This is a genomic window from Streptomyces aculeolatus, from assembly GCF_020400605.1.
GTDB lineage: Bacteria > Actinomycetota > Actinomycetes > Streptomycetales > Streptomycetaceae > Streptomyces > Streptomyces aculeolatus.
The window spans coordinates 494111-512588 of the sequence record NZ_JAINRD010000001.1 but is presented as its reverse complement, the minus strand read 5'-3'; the positions used below and the strand labels follow the sequence as shown (position 1 = coordinate 512588).

Below are 18478 nucleotides of genomic sequence, written 5' to 3'. Positions count from 1 at the left end.
CGGACTCAGGCCCGGGCCCGCGGCGGAGCGGAGCGCGTGCGGCCACGGGCCGCTCCTGCCCCGCCGCGGTACGGGTCAGGCGCTCGGGAGCGGTTCGGTGTAGTAAACCGTGCCCGCGCAGGCGTTCTGGACCGTGACGCTGGCCACGGCGGAGGAGTCGGCCTCGGGCGAGTGGGTCAGGGTGACGGAGCCGTCGGTGGTGCCGTCGCCTTCGCCCGGCTCACCGGTGCCGCCGGTGTCGCCGCCGGTCTCGGTCCCCTGGTCGGTCTCGGACTGCGTCTCGTCCGGCGACGACTGCGTGTCGTCGCTGGGGTCCGGGGCCGGGGTGGTGGCGGTGGTGGTGCAGCCGCCGTCGCTGCTGGGCTCCGGCACCCAGGCGAACTCCACCACGTACGACTCGCCGGCCGCCAGCACCAGCGTGCCGGTGGTCTCGGGCGCCGGCAGCAGGTCCGTGGCGGCGTCGCCGACGGTGTGCGTCCGGGTGTCGACCGCGCTCGCGCTCGCCGCGCCGAACGTACCGCCCACCCGCACGCCGTCGGACGACTCGACCACGCAGGCGGTGGCGGAGACGTTGGTGACGGTGAAGGAGCCGGTGACCCGGCCCGCCTCGTCGGGCGTGCCGCTGGCCGCGACGGGCTCGCTGACCTGCGCCGGAGCGCACGGCTCGGTGGCCGTCGTGCCCTCGGAGCCGCCGGTCGGGGCGGCGGTGTTCTCGTCCTCCCCGGGGGGCTCGGTCTTCTCTTCCTTGTCGCTCGGCTCCTTGGTGCCGGCGGTGGCGTCCGAGTCGTTGCCCTCGACGGCGCCGCCTCCGCCCTGCTGCCCGGCACCGGGCATCTGGCTGTTGGCGATGTCCTGGCGCGGGTTCTTCTCACTGGTCGAGCCGGCGACGTTCATCAGCGCCGGCACCGAGACGGCCAGCGCGACCACCGCGACCGCGGCGACCGCGACCAGTTGCCGACGGCGCGTACGCCGCGCGGGGACCGCCCGCTGGAGGTACTGCAGCGTGCCGGGCGCCGGCTCCAGGCCGTCGACCGCGGAGTGCAGCAGCAGCCGCAGCTCGTCCTCGCGGCCCTCGTCGTCGCCGCCGTCCCCGGCACCGTCGCCGAAGCCGCCGGGCCACCGCGGGTTCCCGCCCCCGCCGGTACCGCCCGCACCACCGGAGCCGGCGTCGCCACCCGGGCCGGCCGCACCGGGCAGACCGTCCGGAGCACGACGACTGCCGGGAATGCGGGGACCGTCCGGGCCGCCGGGGCCGGCCGGCCCCTTCGGACCACCGGCCTCCGCGGCACCACCGGCCTCCGCGGCACCGCCCGGCTCACCGGAGCCCGCGCCCGAGTCCTTCGACGCACGCGCCGTTTCCGACGCACCCGGCGTATCCGACGCGTCCCGCGCCGTCGTCCCGTCGTCCGGCCCCGCAGCCTCCGACTCCGCAGCCTCGGGCACAGCCGCCTCCGGCACCGGCACCGTCACCTCGTCCGAGTCCGCCGACACATCCGGCAGCTCCGCCGTCTCCGCCACGTCCACTGCCCCGCGTCCGGCCCCGGCCCCTGCTCCCGACCCGCCGGATCCCTCGGAGCCCCGCTCCCACGGGGGCCCCGATCCGTAGAAACGCTCGCTCATGCCGGCGCTCCCATGGCTGTTCGCAGTGCGGCGATGCCCCGGGACCCGTACGCCTTGACGGAGCCGAGCGAGATGCCCAGCGCCTCGGCCACCTGAGCCTCGGTCATGTCCGCGAAGTAACGCAGCACGAGCACCTCGCGCTGCCGGCGCTGCAGCCCGCGCATCGCCTGGATCAATTGGTCGCGCTCCAACTGTTCGTACGCACCCTCTTCCGCGCTGGCCATGTCGGGCATGGGCTTGGAGAGCAGCTTCAGCCCGGTGATGCGCCGACGGAGCGCGGAACGTGAAAGGTTGACGACCGTCTGCCGCAGATAGGCGAGGGTCTTGTCCGGGTCCTTGACCCGCTTGCGCGCGGAGTGCACGCGGATGAAAGCCTCCTGCACCACGTCCTCGCAGGAGGCGAGGTCGTCGAGCAGCAGCGCGGCGAGACCGAGCAGCGACCGGTAGTGGGTCTGGTACGTCTCGGTGAGGTGGTCGACGCTGGTGCCCTCTGCCATGGCGTCGTCAGCGTCCGCCGCGGACTTCTTCGCGGCGGGCCGCGCAGACCACGGCGCGATCACCGGCAGCCCCCGGGACGCCGCGGGAGAACCGGGGCGCAGCGCGGGGCCGGCCGGAAGGGTCGCAATGCTGAGTGCCTCTGCCACGCCTGTTTGACACACCGACCCCCGTCAAGGTTGTACGCGCACGGCGGCAACGCCGGTGGTGTTACCGCGCGTACTGCCATGCCCACTCCCTCGCTACCCGTGCGGCCGGCCAATGCGGGCAGGGACAGAGACGCTCCGCGGCGCCGCCGCGGTTGCAGACGGCGCGAACCGAAATCGTCGGATGGCAAGGGTGTTCGGCGCAAGCGGTATGGACCAACGGATCGATTACGACTGGCTTCAGCGGCCCGTACCGCCGTAGACGACCGCCTCGTCGCTCTCGCTGTCGAGGCCGAACGCCGTGTGCACGGCCCGTACCGCGTCCTTGACGACGTCCTCGCGGGTCACCACCGAGATGCGGATCTCGGAGGTCGAGATGAGCTCGATGTTGACCCCGGCGTTGGACAGCGCCTCGAAGAACGTGGCCGTGACGCCCGGGTGCGAGCGCATGCCGGCGCCGACGAGGGAGATCTTGCCGACCTGGTCGTCGTAGCGCAGCGACTCGAAGCCGATCGACGGCTGCGCCTTGGTCAGCAGTTCCATCGCGCGGTGGCCGTCGGTCTTGGGCAGGGTGAAGGAGATGTCGGTCAGGCCGGTGGCGGCGGCCGAGACGTTCTGCACCACCATGTCGATGTTGATCTCGGCGTCCGCAATCGCCCGGAAGATGGCGGCGGCCTCGCCCGGCTTGTCCGGGACCCCGACCACCGTGATCTTCGCCTCGGAGACGTCGTGCGCGACTCCGGAGATGATCGCGTGCTCCATGCCTTCTGCTCCCTCGGAGATATTGCCTACCCAGGTGCCCGGATGCCCCGAAAACGAGGAGCGGACATGAATGGGCATGTTGTACCGGCGGGCGTACTCGACGCAGCGGTGCAGCAGGACCTTCGACCCGCTGGTGGCCAGTTCGAGCATGTCCTCGTACGGGATCCGATCGATCTTACGGGCCTTCTTGACCACCCGCGGGTCGGCGGTGAACACGCCGTCCACGTCGGTGTAGATCTCGCAGACCTCCGCCTCGAGCGCGACCGCCAGCGCCACCGCCGTGGTGTCCGAGCCGCCGCGGCCGAGCGTCGTGATGTCCTTGCTGTCCTGCGAAACACCCTGGAAGCCGGCGACGATCGCGATGGCGCCCTTGTTCACGGCCTCCTGGATCCGGCCGGGCGTGACGTCGATGATCCGCGCCTTGTTGTGCACGGCGTCGGTGATCACACCCGCCTGGCTGCCGGTGAACGACAGCGCCTCGTGGCCCAGTTTCTTGATCGCCATCGCCAGCAGGGCCATGGAGATCCGCTCGCCCGCGGTGAGCAGCATGTCGAGTTCGCGGCCGGTCGGGATCGGTGAGACCTGCTCGGCGAGATCGATCAGCTCGTCCGTCGTGTCGCCCATCGCGGACACCACGACGACGACCTGATGGCCGGCCTTCTTGGTCTCGACGATCCGCTTGGCGACGCGCTTGATGCCCTCGGCGTCGGCGACGGAAGAGCCGCCGTACTTCTGCACGACAAGGCCCACGTGCGCTCCTCGCAATGGTGTTTCGGTCGGCTCAGTCTACCGAGCCGGCCAGTACGCACTGGCCGGGCCGGTTCGGAGACGTACCTGCCCGGGACCACCGCGGGCACACGGAAACGTAAGGCAGGTCACATCCGGAGCCCCACAATCCGGACGCGACCGCGGCACACGAACACGGGACGACCGCGGTACGCACACCCGGCGCGCAACCGCGGCGCACGAACGCAGCGGACGAACTCGGCACGTACGCACGGCGCACGCACCCCTCCGCGCGCCCGGCCCGTCCCCCGCGCCCGCAGCCCGTCCCCCGCGCCCCGCGCCTCTTGCTACGCACCCAGCGCTCAGGTGCGCCGCAGCCCCAGCGGCTCCGCGATCTCCTCCGCCATCACGCGGCCCGCTTCCTCCTCCAGCCGCCCGTCGTCCAGCGCGGCGTCGCTGTCGGTGTCGAGCCCGTCCAGCTCCCCCAGCGGCGTGTCCAGCCGCACGTGCGCCACCAGCGACTGCAGCGCGCGCAGGCAGGCGCTCGCGGTCGGCCCCCAGTTGGACAGGTACGAGAACTGCCACCACCACAGCGCCTCGTTGACCCGCCCCGCCGCGTAGTGCGCGAGGCCGTGCCGCAGATCGGTGATCACGTCGGCCAGGTCGTCCGAGATCCGGCTGGCGACGGGGGTGCTGCGCGGCACGTACGGGTCGAAGACCTCGGAGTAGACGTCCACCGGGTCCAGCAGCTCGGCGAACCGCTCGCGCAGTTCGTCCACGTCCGGCTCGGGGCCGGTGTCCGGCTCGTACCGCTCGTCCGGCACGAAGTCCTCGTGCGCGCCGAGCCGCCCGCCGGCCAGCAGCAGCTGGGAGACCTCCAGCAGGAGGAAGGGCACGGCGCTGTTCGGCTCGTCACCCTTGGCGACCTCGGTGACCGCGACGATGAAGCTCTCGATCGAGTCGGCGATCTGGACCGCGAAGCTGTCCGGGTCCTGCGTCGCCTGGTGCATGGTGGCGTCAGACATCGAGCAGACCTCCTCTGTCGGCGCCCCGCGCACCACCCGGCCGCGTGCGGCGGCCTGCCGGTCTGCCGGGCGCTGCGCCGGGCTCCAGCCGGCGGGCACGTGGTTCCGTTTCAGACATCGAGCAACCGCCTGCCTTCGAAGGCACGGCCGAGGGTGACCTCGTCCGCGTACTCCAGATCGCCGCCGACGGGCAGACCACTGGCCAGCCGGGTCACCTTCAGACCCATGGGCTTGACCATGCGGGCGAGGTACGTGGCCGTGGCCTCGCCTTCGAGATTGGGGTCGGTGGCGAGGATCAGCTCCGTGACGGCGCCGTCGGCGAGCCGGGCGAGCAGCTCCCGGATCCGCAGGTCGTCCGGGCCGACGCCCTCGATGGGGCTGATCGCGCCGCCGAGCACGTGGTACCGCCCGCGGAACTCACGGGTGCGCTCGATGGCCACGACGTCCTTGGGCTCCTCGACGACGCACAGGACGGCGGGGTCGCGCCGCGGGTCGGCGCAGATCCGGCACTGCTCCTCCTGCGCGACGTTCCCGCAGACCGCGCAGAACCGGACCTTCTCCTTCACCTCGCTCAGCGCATGCGCCAGCCGGCGGACGTCGGCCGGCTCGGCCTGCAGGATGTGGAAGGCGATGCGCTGCGCGCTCTTGGGACCGACGCCGGGCAGCCTGCCCAACTCGTCGATCAGATCCTGGACCACGCCTTCGTACACGCAACGCCTCTCTCGTGTCCGCTCTCCTGCACCAAGCTAGCCGCTACCGCCGGGTTCAACCCGCCTCCGCAGCGGCCTCCGGTTCCGGAACCCGGCAGATCCGGACGGCCGGGAACGACCCCGTGGGACGACGCAAGCGGGGGGGGATCAGAAGGGCAGCCCCGGCATTCCGCCGAGCCCCTGCGCGAGCGGGCCGAGCCGCTCCTGCTGGAGCTGCTGCGCGGCGTTGTTCGCGTCCCGCACGGCGGCCACGACGAGGTCGGCCAGGGTCTCCGTGTCCTCGGGGTCGACGGCGCCCGGGTCGATCACCAGGCCGGTCAGCTCGCCGGAGCCGGTCACCGTGGCCTTCACGAGCCCGCCGCCCGCGCTCCCCTCGACCGGCGTCTCTGCCAGCTCCTGCTGGACGGAGGCGAGCTCCTGCTGCATCTTCTGGGCCTGCTGCAGCAACTGCTGCATGTCGGGCTGGCCACCACCAGGCATCACGTCGCTCGCTCCTTGTCGCGCTACTGCAGTTCTCTGTGCCTACGTCATCGCGGTCGCCGGCCGGGTGTCGGGCCGGTCCAGGCGAGCCTACGTTCTCCGCCGCCGCGCTGCCGTCCATCGCAGGGAGGACGCGCTCCGGAGGGGTTGCCCCGCCGGGAGTCGCCGCTTCCCGCCGTCCTCATCCTTCCGGAGTACACGGGCGGGCGGGGCCGAACGGCAGGCCCTACTCGTGGCGGATCTCCTCTATGACGGTGGCGCCCAGCTCGCGGACGATGAGGTCGTGCCCGGACAGGGCGGTGTCGACGAGGTCGGGGTCGTCGTCGTCGGGGATGTCGTCCTCCAGCGGCGGCGGAGGCGGTCCCGGATCGGGGGGCGGCCCGGGGTCGGGCGGGGGCGGCCCGCCGGGTCCTGCCGCGGAGGGCCGGGGCTGCTGGGGAGGCGCGGGCGCCGGTACGGAGGCCGCGGGCGAGGTCTGTACGGACTGCCGCAACCCGGCACCGCCGCCGAATCCCCCGCCACCGGAACCACCGGGACCGGAACCACCTGCCCCGCCCCCGCCGGGCCCGGCCGCGGGCCCGCCGCCACCGGGACCGCCACCGGCACCGCCACCGCCGGTCGGGTCCACGATGGCCTCGACCTTCCACTGCACGTCGAACCGCTCCGCCAGGGCCTCGCGCAGCACCTCGTCGCTGCCGCCGTTGACGAAGCTGTCCCGGGCGCCGACGTTGGCGAAGCCGAGCTGGAGAGTCCCGCCGTCGAACCCGGTGACCTGGGCGTTCTGGCTCAGCAGAATCCAGGTGAAGCGCCGCCGGTGCTTGACGGCGTCAAGGATGTCGGGCCACATCTGCCGCACGGAAGCGGCCCCGGCAACCCCGCCCCCCTGCTGCGCGGGCACGCCCTGGGCGGTGGCAGCGGCAACGCCACCGGCGGGAGCCGCGGACGCGGGCGCAGGCGCGGAAGGCGCAGAGGCGGGCGGCGCAGAGGATGCCGCTCCCCCGGAGGAAGCCGCTGCCCCGCTACCGGGCCAGGCCCCGGGCCGACGGGCGCCCGCGTCACCGACAGGAGCCCCGGAGGAACCACCGTCAGAAGCCCCGGCAGCCCCGGCCCCAGCAGGCCCACCGGAAACCTCGGCACCACCGCCCGGAGCCGCGGAACCACCACCTGCGGCCCCGGACCCACCACCCGCAGACCCGGAAACACCATCACCGGGCCCGGAAACCCCACCGCCGGGCCAGGAGCCACCACCCGCAGACCCAGCAGCACCGCCCCCCGGAGCCCCGACCCCGCCGGACCCGGCGCCACCCCGCTCGGCAAGAGCGGCACGCGCGGCCTCGGCACCACCGCCGGGAGCCTCGCCACGGCCACCGCCACCGGCGGCGCCCCCGCCCCCGCCGGAAGGCTGGTGGGCGTCGGGCCCGGGTACGTACCCCACGGTCGGCGCCCCCGCGGGGGCGTTGCGCTCCAGGCGGTCGAGCCGGGCCATCACCGAGCGCTCGTCCCCGTACGCGCCGGGGAGCAGCACCCGCGCGCAGATCAGCTCCAGCTGCAGCCGCGGCGCGGTGGCGCCGCGCATCTCGGTCAGCCCCTCGTTCACGAGGTCGGCGGCACGGCTCAACTCGGCCGCGCCGAAGGTGTCGGCCTGGCGCCGCATCCGCTCCAGCACATCCGCCGGAACGTCGATCAGCCCCTTGTCGCCGGCGTCCGGCACGGCGGCGAGGATCACGAGGTCCCGCAGCCGCTCCAGCAGGTCGGTGACGAACCGCCGCGGATCGTGCCCGCCCTCGATCACCTGCTCCACGACCGCGAACGCCGCCGCCCCGTCGCCCGCCGCGAAGGCGTCGACGACGGAATCGAGCAGGGCGTCGTCCGTATACCCGAGGAGGGCGGTGGCCATGGCGTACGTCACACCCTGCGCACCGGCGCCGGCGAGCAGTTGGTCCATGACGGACATCGAGTCCCGCACGGAGCCGGCCCCGGCCCGTACGACCAGGGGCAGCACCGCGTCCTCGACGGGGATGGCCTCGACGCGGCAGACGTCCGCGAGGTAGTCGCGCAGGGTGCCGGGGGGGACCAGGCGGAAGGGGTAGTGGTGCGTCCGGGACCGGATGGTCCCGATGACCTTCTCCGGCTCGGTCGTGGCGAAGATGAACTTCAGATGCTCGGGCGGCTCCTCGACCACCTTCAGCAGGGCGTTGAACCCCGCGGAGGTGACCATGTGCGCCTCGTCGACGATATAGATCTTGTACCGGCTGGCGGCGGGACCGAAGAACGCCTTCTCGCGCAGCTCACGCGCGTCGTCCACACCGCCGTGCGACGCGGCGTCGATCTCGATGACGTCGATCGACCCCGGCCCGTTCCGCGCGAGGTCCAGGCACGACCGGCACTCCCCGCACGGCTCCGGCGTCGGCCCGCGCTCGCAGTTGAGACACCGGGCGAGGATGCGCGCGCTCGTCGTCTTCCCGCAGCCGCGTGGCCCGCTGAACAGGTACGCGTGGTTGACCCGCCCGTTCCGCAGCGCCTGCTGCAGGGGGCCGGTCACGTGGTCCTGCCCGATGACCTCGCCGAAGGTCTCGGGCCGGTAGCGGCGGTAGAGAGCGAGCTGTGACACGACTACGACGATATCGGTGACCGCCGACAACGGCGCCCACCCGCCGAAACCCCCACCCACCCCGCACAAAGAGGTGCCCCCCACGCACCCGCCAGAGCCCACCTACCCTTGCTGCCTTCCGGCCCTGGGGGAGTTCAGCGAGATAGCGCCGCGTGAGGGGCGAGTCCACCTTAACCGATCCCACCCCTGACGAACGAGTTCGCGACCACCCCGCCCTGTCTTGTACTGTGGCCCGCGGAGGATTCGCCTAGAGGCCTAGGGCGCACGCTTGGAAAGCGTGTTGGGTTCACACCCTCACGAGTTCGAATCTCGTATCCTCCGCACCCCGCCTGACCAGGCAAAACGAGGCCCCGCTGCGACATGTCGCTGCGGGGCCTCGCGCATGCACTGGTCTCAGTTCTGGGCTCAGCAAGTCCGACGAACCTGTCCCCATCCGTTCCCTCTCCCGCACTCGTCCCGCTGGATACGATGGTCACGCCAGTCAGGACGGCCACGGTGTCAGGCGGCCGGTCAGTCGGCTGCCAAGGGGAGCAGCGATGACCGAGCAGCACTTCACCTCCAGCGGACCCTTGATCGCCATGCCCGCGCTCACCCCGGCCGCACTGCGCACCGCCATCGCACAGATCGCTCCAGCCCAGCTGCCTGCCTTCGCCGACCACCTCGACCGAGCGGCCGAGCAGGCGGCCGCACAGAGTACGATCACCCCTCTTCGCGCGTTCCTCCAGTACTGGGGCGAGTTCGTGGCGATACAGCGCCGCCCGGAGCGGGCAGCCCGCCTGCGAGAACTGGAATCGGCTGTGGAATCAGCCGACACCCCTGAAGAGCTCAACCCACTGGTGTCGGAGATCCAGCAGCTCCTGGCCGAGGCCCAACGCGAGGTCGCCGGGTGAGCGACGACTGGACCTGGCACTACAACCCTGACGCCGCGCACGTCACCGACGGCCTTCCTATCGAGGTCATCACAGAGGTCGAACGACTCGCAGAAGAGCTCACAGTCCTCGGCTACGACGCAGCAGCCGCCGGCCGCGGCCCTGCTCACGGCGGCGGCCTCCGGACCCTGGACATTTTCGGTGGCCGCGGCTATTTCATGTACCCCGCCCCCGAACGCCTGCGCGCAATCTCCATCGTCCGCGTCGTCTGGATCGGCTGACCGCACCGTACGCCCAACCGCCCAGCCCTGCTTTCAGCGTTGCGTCGTGGCACGGTTCACCCTCCTGCAAGACCTGTTCGCTCTGGCAGCCCCTGCCAGTCCTGCAGCGCACCTTTCATCAGCTGCTTCAGCCGCGCCTCGCCTTCCGTCTTGAGCACATCGCGCAGGCAAGCACAGTCGGTGAGGTTGCCGTTCCCCATCATGCAGATACAGATGCCCGCAGCCTGCGGCCCTCGCGCAGCGGCTGAGAGCTGCGCATCTACAGGCAGCGGTATCCTGGTCGCCAATTCGTACGCGAAAGCCCGTCCGATTCTCGAACGGTTCACTCGAGCGAACAGCCCGCCTGCCGCGTGTCCGACAATATCGTGCAAGCGTTTCTTCCCCTCGAGGATGGCCCGCGCCAGCTTGGCAAGGTCACCGCAACCGCTCCTGCGATGGCTCTTGACCAGTTGCCCCCACATCTCCTCTGACACGTAGGCCGTCGCACGCTCAGCGATAACCGCCGTACCACCTTGGCCAGCGATGTCGGCACAGAGAGCCGCAGCGCTCTCCAGTCGCCTACGCTCCCGCGTGGCTCGCGCCGATCCGCCCTGATCTCCCCGATGGTGTGTTGCCCGTGCAGGCATCGCGCGCCGAGGCGTCGTCCGACGGCCGGGTTGCCCACGACTCGGTGCACGGGTGGCCGAACGCCGGGGCGGAGCAGGTACGCGACCCGCCGGCCTCCCGCGGTGGTGGTAACACCTCTGGTCAGGACCTGAGACGGGGTTCTTGCATAACGTTCCGTCCTCAGTCTGTGCACGGCATTTGTAGGCCATACCCCAGCGTGGCTGCTCAACTTCGCGCTGAACAAGCGCGCAAACCAGTCACACCGAAGAAACTCACAAGGTGAATCCCTCCCGTCCTCCTCAGCTCTCCCTTCCGCATCAGCCGCCCCTATGAACAATTGCCGCTACGTCCGCTCAGCGCACGGCCGTGATGCCTCCCTCCGTGCCCACAAACTTGCCCTTTTCGTAGAGGTACCTGATTTCAGTCTCCAGGAACCCGCGAATGTCACGACCCACGCGCCGCCAGCCAAAGAACTCGCAGGCTTGGCGGATCAACTCGTCGCGGGACATCCCAGGGCACTCAATCGCCAACTCGAACAACGCGAGTCTCCGTGCCGTCTACGGCCGGGTTCTTCCTCTGTGTCGATCACGCCCACCGCGTCAACGGTCTCGCCCGCGCCACCGGCCGTAGACGGGTCCGGTATGGGAAGCGAGGGTCGGACTGACGGTCCCGGTCCTCCCTGTCCTCACTTGTCGTCGGCGGGAGTAGTCGCTGCATCTTCGACTTCGGCGATCCGTGCCTGCACCGCCGAGTCTTCCCGAACATGTGGCGGAAGGGCGGTGAGTGAGGTGATGCGAGCGGATACGACCTGCCGTACGGTCACCTGTGCCTGGGCGAGGTTCGCAAGCTGCAGGTCCGCACCCGTGAGGTCTGCCTCGGTGAGGTTCGCACCCCTCAGGTTCGCGAGTCTGAGATCCGCGTCGCGGAGAGTCGCACGGCGCAGGTCCGCGTCCGTTAGGTCCGAGTCGGTCAAACCCGCACCCATCAGGTCCGCGTCTCTGACGATCGCGCCCTTCAGATTTACGCTCGTCAGGGTCGCCCGGTTCAGGTTCGCATCGGCCAGGAGTGCGCCCTCCAAGTTCGCACCGGGCAGGAACGCGCCGTACAGGTCGACATCCGACAGATACGCGCCTTTGAGGTTCGCTTCCCGTAAGGTCGCCCCCCGCAGGTTCGCAGCAAGCGATGGGGTGCCTTCCCGGTCCGCCTCCGGCTTCTCGGCACCTCGCCCGCTCAGCTTTCCCAGGAAGGTCTGCTCCAGGTTGGCGTCGTTCAAGTTCGCGCCCTCCAAGTCCGCCCCGCCCAGGACAGCGCCTTTCAGATCAACGCCGCTCAGGTTCGCGCCGGCGAGCCGTGCGCCGTGGGCCGCGCCTGCATCCACCAGGGCGACGCCGGGCAGGTGGGCATCGCTCAGGTCAACCCTGACACCGCCATCGTGTACGGGATCACGGGTGGTAAGGATGGTGAGGGCCGCTTCGACGTCGGTCGGGATGCTCTCGTCCTTGCCGAGGGGCGCGTCAGCGTGGGTGCGCACGTATGCGGACAGGACGTTGACCAGGGTGGGGTGGTCGCGAGGCGAGTCCTCCATGATGCGCTGCAGGGCATACAGACCGCCGAGGCGGACGTCTATTGCGTCGTCGCCCAGGTTGGCGATGGCAGCGGTGTAGCGGTCGGTGATCTGCCCCTCCTCGGAGAGGTACAACTCCTGCCGCACTTGGCTCACCTGGACGTTGGAGTACCACAGGCCGGCCACTGCCACCAGAGCGGTGATCAACACCGTCACCAGCTCGATCCTCCGCGGCATGTCCAGTCCCGATCCAGCGGATGTCGCTGCGCTTGACCGGGCGGGGAGGCGGGCGCGAACAGGCCGACCGGTGCGAGTGCGCAGCCGACGGGACGACCGCCGCCCACCCGTGGCACGACGCGCCCGGGCGCGGTGGAGCTGCTGAGTGCGGCGGTAGGGCATGGACCCATTCGACCGTTCCCGAACGTCCGACGGGGGCGGTTTGGCCCACCTCATAGGAGCCGGGACCACGCATGGCACCTCGACCAGTCCCACCAGGAGCGCCGACCCTATGACCGCGGGGCCTCACCGGCAATGCGAGATCACAAAATCTACCTGCCCAGGTACTGACTGCGGTCTGCTGATCGGCGAACCTGACGATGGCGTACTCCGGCCGTACGCCCGGCGCCAGACGGGGTCAGAGCAGGGGGCGTTGACCAAGCGTAGGCACCAGTGCGCTGCGCGCCCCGAAGGCGATAGGTGAGGCGGAAGTTGGTCTCAGTTCTGGTCTGGAACGGAGGTGCGGATGGAGCTTGCCGGTGTGACGCTGGCCGGGCGTTACGAGCTGCGGGAGTTGCTCGGTCGCGGCGGTATGGGCGAGGTGTGGCTGGGGCGTGACTCCTCGCTGCCGCGGCGGGATGTGGCGGTCAAGGTGTTGCCGTCCCTGGCCGGCGGGCGCGGGGTGCGGCGCTTTCAGCGGGAGGCGGCTGTCCTTGCCGGGCTGCAGCACCCGGGCATCACCGTCGTGTACGACGCCGGGGAGCACCACGGCTTCCTGTTCATCGTCATGGAGCTGCTGCACGGCCAGGACCTGGCGCGGCTGCTGGCCGGCCACGGCGGGGCCCTGCCCGTCGCGCGGGCCGTGGACGTGGCTCGGCAGACCGCCGTCGCGCTGGAGGCCGTACACGGCTGCGGCGTCGTCCACCGGGACCTCAAGCCGGGAAACCTGTTCGTGCAGCCGGGCGACCGGGTGAAGATCTGCGACTTCGGCATCGCCCGGCCCGCCGACGCCTCGACCGTGCTGACCGTGTCCGGAGCCGTGCTGGGCACTCCGCGCTACATGTCGCCCGAGCAGTGGAGCGGGACGGAGGTCGACACCCGCGCCGATCTGTACGCCCTGGGCTGTGTCCTGTACGAACTGCTCACCGGCCGGCCGCCGTTCACCGGGGCGACGGTGTACGCCCTGATGCGGCAGCATCTGGAACAGCCCCCGCCGCCGCTTCGCGAGCTGCGACCCGGCCTGCCCGGACACCTCTCAGATCTGGTCCTGGCGCTGCTGGCCAAGGACCCGGCCGGGCGCCCCGACGCCCAGGACCTGACCCGCGAGCTGGCGGGACTCGGCGTACGGGACGCGCCCCCGCCGTCGTCCATCCCATCCGATGCCGCGGCCGGGTCGGACGCACCGCCCAACCTTCGTGCACAGGCTCTGCGCGGCGAGCACCACCTCACCCTCTCCGGTCACCGCAGCGCGGTGGGGCACCTTGTGTTCAGCCCTGACGGCCGCACCCTCGCCAGCGGCGGCTGGGACAAGTCCGTACGCCTGTGGGATCCGCGCAGCGGCGAACCGCGTACCGCGCTGCGCATGAAGGACTCCCGCTCGACCGGTGCCGCCTACGCCCCCGACGGCCGCATCCTCGCGACCCGGAACGGAAGGGACGTCGTTCTGCGGGACGCGGACACCGGCGAGCAGCGCCTGGCCCTGAAGTACCCCGGATGGGCCGCTTCGGTGGCCTCCGTGGCGTTCAGCCCCGACGGACGCACCCTCGCCACCGGCGGCAGTGACAGGGCCATCCGGCTCTGGGACGTGCAGACCGGTGACCCCGGGCCGGTGCTGAAGGGGCACGGCGGGTGGGTCAGTTCGCTGGCGTTCAGTCCGGACGGCCGCGGCATCGTCGGAGGGGGCGACAGCGGTACGCCGCGGATGTGGGACGTCGGCACGGGGGAGCCGCGCTGGGAGCTTCCCCGCGGCGCCTACATCAGCCTCGCGTTCAGCCCGGACGGGGCCGTCCTGGCCGCCGCCTTCGGAGGCACCCCCGTGCACCTCAAGGACGCCCGCACCGGCGAGGACCTGCGCGTACTGGAGGGCCGGACCGAGGGTAGGACCGCTCTGGCCTTCGGCCCGGACGGCCGCACCCTCGCCACCGGCGACGACAAGGGCGTCATCTGCCTCTGGGACACGGCCACCGGCGACCAGCGCCTCGCCATCGACGCGCACCAAGGGCCCATCCTCTGCCTGGCGTTCGCCCCCGACGGACGCATCCTGGCCAGCGGCGGTCAGGACCGGGTGATCCGGCTCTGGGACATCCGGGCCCGGTAGTCCCGGGTCTGTCGGTGGGCACCTGTCGGTGTGCGGCATCGTTGTGTCCGTGGAGGACGGGCCGGGCGGTGGGGCGGGGGCCGCTTTTGATGTGGGGGTGGGCATGGTGCACGTGGAGTCGGTGCGGGTCGTGTTCGTGGATGCCGAGACCGGGGAGGAGTTCGCGAGGACCGAGCTTGCTCCCGGGCAGCTGCCCGACTCTTTCGAGTACGAGACGCGTCTCGACCTCGGAGGAGAGCCGTGGGCCGTTGTCCGGGCCGAGCCGCCGGCCGCCGCGGAGTTCCTCCGGAGCGGCAGCCTCGTGCTGACCCTGAGGCGGATCCGGACGATGGACCCGCAGGAGATGAAGTACTCCCTGCCGACGATCTACGATCCGCTGCCGGCGACCGAGGAGCCGGCCGGTCCCGGGGAGCACTTCGTGATCCACGAGGACGACTGGCGGCAGGCCGAGCTGGTGTCCCGTCAGCTCGCGGGCCAGGTCGAGGGCGAGCTTCGCGCGATCCACGAGATCTTCCAGCAGCATTCGCAGGTGGTCGGCGACGGTGCGTCGTCGATGCGCGTCTTCGACAGGATTCACGTTCGCATGGCCCCGGCCGCCCCCCTCTCCACCGGGGTTTCGCGGCGGCGGCTGTCAGAACTGCTGCCCGTCGGCGGCAGGCCGTACGCGGGCGTCCGCTTCCCCGAAGACCCGGGCCGCGTGGTCGACTCGTTCGCGATCGACTCCGGTTCGTTCGTCGTGTACGGGCAGGCGCACGGCGACCGGGTCACGACGCTGTGCCTGGCGCTCTCGCCCGACGCCGCGACGGAGTCGGTGTCCGGCCTGGAACAGGCGATGCGCGAGTTCGATCTGTTGCTGGCCGACTGGTGCGGCGGGCGGCTGCTGGACGCCTCGGGCATCGGCGCCTTCGTGAACCCGGCGTAGCCGCCGGGGAGGGCAAGTGGCCGAAGGGGCCGGCGGGGCCCGAGCAGCACACGCCGTATCCGTACGACATCTATACGCACTGCGGGATCAAATGGGTCGAGTTCGGCGGCCGCTGGTGGGTGCTGGACTCCGTCTTCACCGGCGCCGAGCAGGTCAGGGGAGAACCGGCCGCCCGCGACGGTCAGAGAATCGCCGGATACATGACCCTCATCGGTCCGGAGACCGCCGACTTCGACGCCGCGGGGATGCCCACGATGCAGTTCGTACCGACCGGGAAGGAACCGCCGGGCTGCGCCTGACCCCGGCGCCTCAGGCGGGGTTGAGGAGCGTTTCGGCTCGCCGATAGCGTGCGTCCGCATGATGCGCGCTTGGAGCCGGCCCGTGCTGTTCGCCCTCGGCGGTGCCGTCGCCGCGGTCGGGCTGGTCTCCGGCGGGAGCACCGGCGCCGCCGTGGCCGTCCTGTCGGTGTTCATGCTTCTCGCAGTCGTGAACTCGCCGCTGCCGTTCCCGAGGTCGGTCGGTGCGCTGGAGGCGCAGCGCCGTAGCGCCGTCGACGGCCGGCCGGTCGTCTTCTGGCGGCCGGGGTGCACGTACTGTCTGCGACTGCGCCTCCGGTTGGGCCGCACTGCCCGCCGGCTGTACTGGGTCGACATCTCGCGTGATCCGGCCGGAGCCGCCGCGGTGAGGGCGGTCAACGACGGCGACGAGACCGTGCCGACGGTTGTGGTGGCGCAGAAGTCCCGCACCAATCCCGATCCGGACTGGGTACGGGAGCAGCTCTCCCCTTCCCCGTGATCCGGAACCGGGGTCCGGCGGCCGGTCGGAGCGGGCTCCGAAGGTCGCGACCGCCCGCCCCATGAACAACTCCCCGGTACCTGGTCCGGCTGGCCAAGCGCGCACAGACCACTCCCGACGTGGTCGCCGAGCGCCTCCGCTCGCATCTCTGTGAGGAGGAGCTGATGAAAGCCGACGACTTCGACGCGTTCTTCGCCGCCCGCAAGGCCGCGCTGCCCAGCGGCATCTCCACCGAGATGGGCAAGGTGATCGTGGACGACGAGGCCGAGGGTCAGGTGGAGGTCAGCCTCGACGCGCTGGACGACACCGACGACCTGTGACCGCCGGCGGACGGAGGGCTACGCGGGTCTCACCAGGCCCGTGTCGAAGGCGAAGATCACCGCGTGTACGCGGTCCCTGGCGCCGATCTTCGCCAGCACCCGGCCCACGTGCGACTTGACCGTCGACTCGGCGAGTGAGAACCGCTCGGCGATCTCGGCGTTGCTCCAGCCGGTGGCCATCGCGATGAGGACCTCGCGTTCGCGGTCGGTCAAGGCGGCGAGCAGGCGCTCCTGTTCGAGGTTCGCCGGTCCCGGCATGCGGTCGGCGAAGGCGTCGAGGAGCCGTCGGGTCAGGCCGGGGGCGATGACGGCGTCCCCGGCGGCCACGGCCCGTACGCCGGCGATGAACTCGTCCGGCAGGGCGTCCTTCAGGAGGAAGCCGCTGGCGCCGGCGCGCAGCGCCGCGTACGCGTACTCGTCCAGGTCGAAGGTGGTCAGGACGAGGACCCGGGAGCGGCCGCCGGACTGCACGATGCGGCGCGTGGCCTCGATGCCGTCCATGCCGGGCATGCGGACGTCCATCAGGACGACGTCGGGGCGGAGTTCGGCGGCCTTGCGCACCGCTTCGGCGCCGTGCGTCGCCTCGCCGACCACCGTCAGATCGGGGTGCTGCTCCATCAGCATGCTGAAGCCGAGCCGCTGCAGGGTCTGGTCGTCGACGATGAGGACGGTGGTCATACGGGGCGCTTCTCCCTGGGTGCCGAGGTGGTCGTGATCACGAAGCGGGCGTGTACGGTCCAGCCCCCGCGGTCGTTGGGCCCCGCGGTCACGCTCCCGCCGTAGAGGGCGGCCCGCTCGCGCATGCCGACCAGGCCGCGGGCGTCGTCGTTGGACTCGGTGGACCGTGGCGTGAGCGGGGGTCCGGTGTCCTCGACCGTGGCGTGGACGACGGTGTCGTCGGACGTGATCGTCACCTGGACGGCCGTGTCGGCCGCCGCGTGCTTGAGCGTGTTCGTCAGGGCCTCCTGGACGACGCGGTAGACGGCGAGTTGGAGGCCGGGCGGCAGGTCGGGCCGGGCGCCTTCGGTGTGCAGGGCGACGGCGGGTCCCGCGGCGCGTACGCGCGCCAGGAGCGCGTCCAGGTCGGCGAAGCCCGGCTGCGGGGCGAGCGGGGTGCCCTCGGTGGTGCTCCGGTCGTCGTCGCCGATGACGGCGAGCAGGCGGCGCAGTTCGGACAGGGCGTCGCGCCCGCTGTCGGCGATGATGCGCAGGGTCTCGGCGCCCCGTTTCGGCTTCGCCTCGGTCAGTCCGGCGGCGCCGTTCGCGAGGCCGACGATGACGGCGAGCGTGTGGCCGAGGATGTCGTGCATCTCCCGGGCGACGCGCGCGCGTTCCGCGGCGGCGGCGAGCCGGGCCCGCTGGTCGCGCTCGACCTCCAGCCGGACGGCGCGTTCCTGGAGGGTCCTGATGTACGCGTTCACGACCCGGGCCACCAGCCCCGCCGCGGCGACGGCCACCACGAGGGCCGCCTGGATGAGTGCGATCACCCAGGTCTGCAGGCCGATGTCCTGTCCGTCGCCGCGGACGGCGGTGGCGAGGGCCGTCTGCGCGGCGGCGATCGCCACGCAGACCGCGAGCGATACGGGCCGCACGGCGCGGCCCACGTTGAGCAGCGCCACGACCCGCGCGGTCTCGGACCCCGTGTTGGCGTCCAGGGCGAGGGCCCCGGCGGCCACGGCCGAGGTGACGGCGAAGATCAGGATGGGCCGCTGCTGCCGCCACAGCAGCGGGATGCAGAAGGCGGCCGTCAGGACCAGCAGTACGGGGACGCCGGGGCCCGGGTCGGTGTCGGCGTTCTGCAGGGCCGGGATGCCGAACAGCACGCACAGCAGCGGCACGCCCCAGCGCCTGACCCACGGGTGGCCCTGGTCGGCCTCGAAGATCCGCCTGATCTTGCGCATGACCAGCGCGTCCGAGGGCCGCTCCGCCTCGCCCAGCAGTACCTCGGGCTCGACCGGGGAAGCGTGCTGCTCGGCCGCGGTCGGTGTGGTCACGTCGTACGCCCTCTCGGTG

At 71.5% G+C, this 18478-nt stretch carries 18 protein-coding genes, 1 tRNA gene and 1 other RNA gene; 7 read left to right on the top strand and 13 right to left on the bottom strand.

Features of this window, described 5'->3' with window-relative positions; all coding sequences use genetic code 11:
- Nucleotides 1-75: 75 nt before the first annotated feature.
- The 8 genes from LG396_RS02200 to ffs form a co-directional block, all read right to left on the bottom strand.
- Nucleotides 76-1620 carry a hypothetical protein gene (locus tag LG396_RS02200; RefSeq protein WP_225793345.1) on the bottom strand — a complete coding sequence of 515 codons (1545 nt, stop codon included), beginning with the start codon at nucleotides 1618-1620 and terminating at the stop codon, nucleotides 76-78.
- A complete protein-coding gene (locus tag LG396_RS02195) occupies nucleotides 1617-2180 on the bottom strand; it encodes a SigE family RNA polymerase sigma factor (protein ID WP_078572978.1) in 564 nt (187 codons plus the stop codon). Before LG396_RS02195 ends, LG396_RS02200 begins: the two co-directional genes overlap by 4 nt.
- A 321-nt stretch (nucleotides 2181-2501) precedes the next feature.
- Complete coding sequence (locus tag LG396_RS02190) at nucleotides 2502-3773, bottom strand: aspartate kinase (protein ID WP_018836618.1); 1272 nt, start codon at nucleotides 3771-3773, stop codon at nucleotides 2502-2504.
- A gap of 338 nt (nucleotides 3774-4111) precedes the next feature.
- Nucleotides 4112-4774, bottom strand: a complete 663-nt coding sequence (locus LG396_RS02185) for a DUF5063 domain-containing protein (protein WP_026276281.1) — start codon at nucleotides 4772-4774, stop codon at nucleotides 4112-4114.
- 110 nt (nucleotides 4775-4884) lie between these two features.
- The gene (gene recR / locus LG396_RS02180) at nucleotides 4885-5484 is read right to left on the bottom strand and encodes a recombination mediator RecR (protein WP_018836616.1); all 600 of its coding nucleotides are present in this window, start codon (nucleotides 5482-5484) and stop codon (nucleotides 4885-4887) included.
- 147 nt (nucleotides 5485-5631) lie between these two features.
- Nucleotides 5632-5967 (bottom strand): YbaB/EbfC family nucleoid-associated protein, encoded by a 336-nt coding sequence (locus LG396_RS02175; protein ID WP_063610502.1) that lies wholly within the window; start codon nucleotides 5965-5967, stop codon nucleotides 5632-5634.
- A gap of 223 nt (nucleotides 5968-6190) precedes the next feature.
- On the bottom strand, nucleotides 6191-8575 hold the full coding sequence (locus tag LG396_RS02170; protein WP_225793344.1) for a DNA polymerase III subunit gamma and tau: 2385 nt from the start codon (nucleotides 8573-8575) through the stop codon (nucleotides 6191-6193).
- Nucleotides 8576-8644: 69 nt separating this feature from the next.
- An RNA gene (gene ffs / locus LG396_RS02165) (signal recognition particle sRNA small type) lies at nucleotides 8645-8739 on the bottom strand.
- 72 nt (nucleotides 8740-8811) lie between these two features.
- Here ffs and LG396_RS02160 point away from each other — a divergent pair.
- The 3 genes from LG396_RS02160 (at nucleotide 8812) to LG396_RS02150 (ending at nucleotide 9725) form a co-directional block, all read left to right on the top strand.
- A tRNA-Ser gene (locus LG396_RS02160) sits at nucleotides 8812-8896 on the top strand.
- A gap of 215 nt (nucleotides 8897-9111) precedes the next feature.
- Nucleotides 9112-9465, top strand: a complete 354-nt coding sequence (locus LG396_RS02155) for a hypothetical protein (RefSeq protein WP_225793343.1) — start codon at nucleotides 9112-9114, stop codon at nucleotides 9463-9465.
- Entirely contained in the window at nucleotides 9462-9725 is a 264-nt protein-coding gene (locus LG396_RS02150; RefSeq protein WP_225793342.1) for a hypothetical protein, read from the top strand. Before LG396_RS02155 ends, LG396_RS02150 begins: the two co-directional genes overlap by 4 nt.
- A 56-nt stretch (nucleotides 9726-9781) precedes the next feature.
- Here LG396_RS02150 and LG396_RS02145 read toward each other — a convergent pair whose 3' ends face one another.
- From LG396_RS02145 to LG396_RS02135, 3 genes are all read right to left on the bottom strand, one after another.
- Nucleotides 9782-10198: a hypothetical protein gene (locus LG396_RS02145; RefSeq protein ID WP_225793341.1), complete on the bottom strand. Its 417-nt coding sequence runs from the start codon at nucleotides 10196-10198 to the stop codon at nucleotides 9782-9784.
- A gap of 486 nt (nucleotides 10199-10684) precedes the next feature.
- Nucleotides 10685-10840: a hypothetical protein gene (locus LG396_RS02140; RefSeq protein WP_225793340.1), complete on the bottom strand. Its 156-nt coding sequence runs from the start codon at nucleotides 10838-10840 to the stop codon at nucleotides 10685-10687.
- Nucleotides 10841-11016: 176 nt separating this feature from the next.
- Nucleotides 11017-12111 (bottom strand): pentapeptide repeat-containing protein, encoded by a 1095-nt coding sequence (locus tag LG396_RS02135; RefSeq protein WP_225793339.1) that lies wholly within the window; start codon nucleotides 12109-12111, stop codon nucleotides 11017-11019.
- Between the two features lie 526 nt (nucleotides 12112-12637).
- Here LG396_RS02135 and LG396_RS02130 point away from each other — a divergent pair.
- From LG396_RS02130 to LG396_RS02115, 4 genes are all read left to right on the top strand, one after another.
- A complete protein-coding gene (locus LG396_RS02130) occupies nucleotides 12638-14428 on the top strand; it encodes a WD40 repeat domain-containing serine/threonine protein kinase (RefSeq protein WP_225793338.1) in 1791 nt (596 codons plus the stop codon).
- A 103-nt stretch (nucleotides 14429-14531) separates the two neighbouring features.
- Nucleotides 14532-15350, top strand: coding sequence for a hypothetical protein (locus LG396_RS02125; RefSeq protein WP_225793628.1), 819 nt, complete (start codon nucleotides 14532-14534; stop codon nucleotides 15348-15350).
- 357 nt (nucleotides 15351-15707) lie between these two features.
- A complete protein-coding gene (locus tag LG396_RS02120; protein ID WP_225793337.1) occupies nucleotides 15708-16145 on the top strand; it encodes a glutaredoxin domain-containing protein in 438 nt (145 codons plus the stop codon).
- 164 nt (nucleotides 16146-16309) lie between these two features.
- Nucleotides 16310-16465, top strand: coding sequence for a hypothetical protein (locus tag LG396_RS02115; protein WP_225793336.1), 156 nt, complete (start codon nucleotides 16310-16312; stop codon nucleotides 16463-16465).
- Nucleotides 16466-16483: 18 nt separating this feature from the next.
- Here the strand turns inward: LG396_RS02115 and LG396_RS02110 are convergent, their stop codons facing one another.
- Together LG396_RS02110 and LG396_RS02105 are read right to left on the bottom strand one after the other, a co-directional pair.
- Nucleotides 16484-17143, bottom strand: a complete 660-nt coding sequence (locus tag LG396_RS02110; RefSeq protein WP_130456430.1) for a response regulator — start codon at nucleotides 17141-17143, stop codon at nucleotides 16484-16486.
- Nucleotides 17140-18459 (bottom strand): sensor histidine kinase, encoded by a 1320-nt coding sequence (locus tag LG396_RS02105; RefSeq protein ID WP_225793335.1) that lies wholly within the window; start codon nucleotides 18457-18459, stop codon nucleotides 17140-17142. The genes LG396_RS02110 and LG396_RS02105 overlap by 4 nt, the downstream gene beginning before the upstream one ends.
- Between the last annotated feature and the right edge of the window lie 19 nt (nucleotides 18460-18478).

Coding starts and splice junctions, on each gene's coding strand:
- LG396_RS02155 (WP_225793343.1), top strand. CDS start 9,112: ATGACCGAGCAGCACTTCACCTCCAGCGGACCCTTGATCGCCATGCCC.
- LG396_RS02115 (WP_225793336.1), top strand. CDS start 16,310: ATGAAAGCCGACGACTTCGACGCGTTCTTCGCCGCCCGCAAGGCCGCG.
- LG396_RS02185 (WP_026276281.1), bottom strand. CDS start 4,774: ATGTCTGACGCCACCATGCACCAGGCGACGCAGGACCCGGACAGCTTC.
- LG396_RS02125 (WP_225793628.1), top strand. CDS start 14,532: ATGGTGCACGTGGAGTCGGTGCGGGTCGTGTTCGTGGATGCCGAGACC.
- LG396_RS02130 (WP_225793338.1), top strand. CDS start 12,638: ATGGAGCTTGCCGGTGTGACGCTGGCCGGGCGTTACGAGCTGCGGGAG.
- LG396_RS02110 (WP_130456430.1), bottom strand. CDS start 17,143: ATGACCACCGTCCTCATCGTCGACGACCAGACCCTGCAGCGGCTCGGC.
- LG396_RS02200 (WP_225793345.1), bottom strand. CDS start 1,620: ATGAGCGAGCGTTTCTACGGATCGGGGCCCCCGTGGGAGCGGGGCTCC.
- LG396_RS02140 (WP_225793340.1), bottom strand. CDS start 10,840: ATGTCCCGCGACGAGTTGATCCGCCAAGCCTGCGAGTTCTTTGGCTGG.
- LG396_RS02120 (WP_225793337.1), top strand. CDS start 15,708: ATGATGCGCGCTTGGAGCCGGCCCGTGCTGTTCGCCCTCGGCGGTGCC.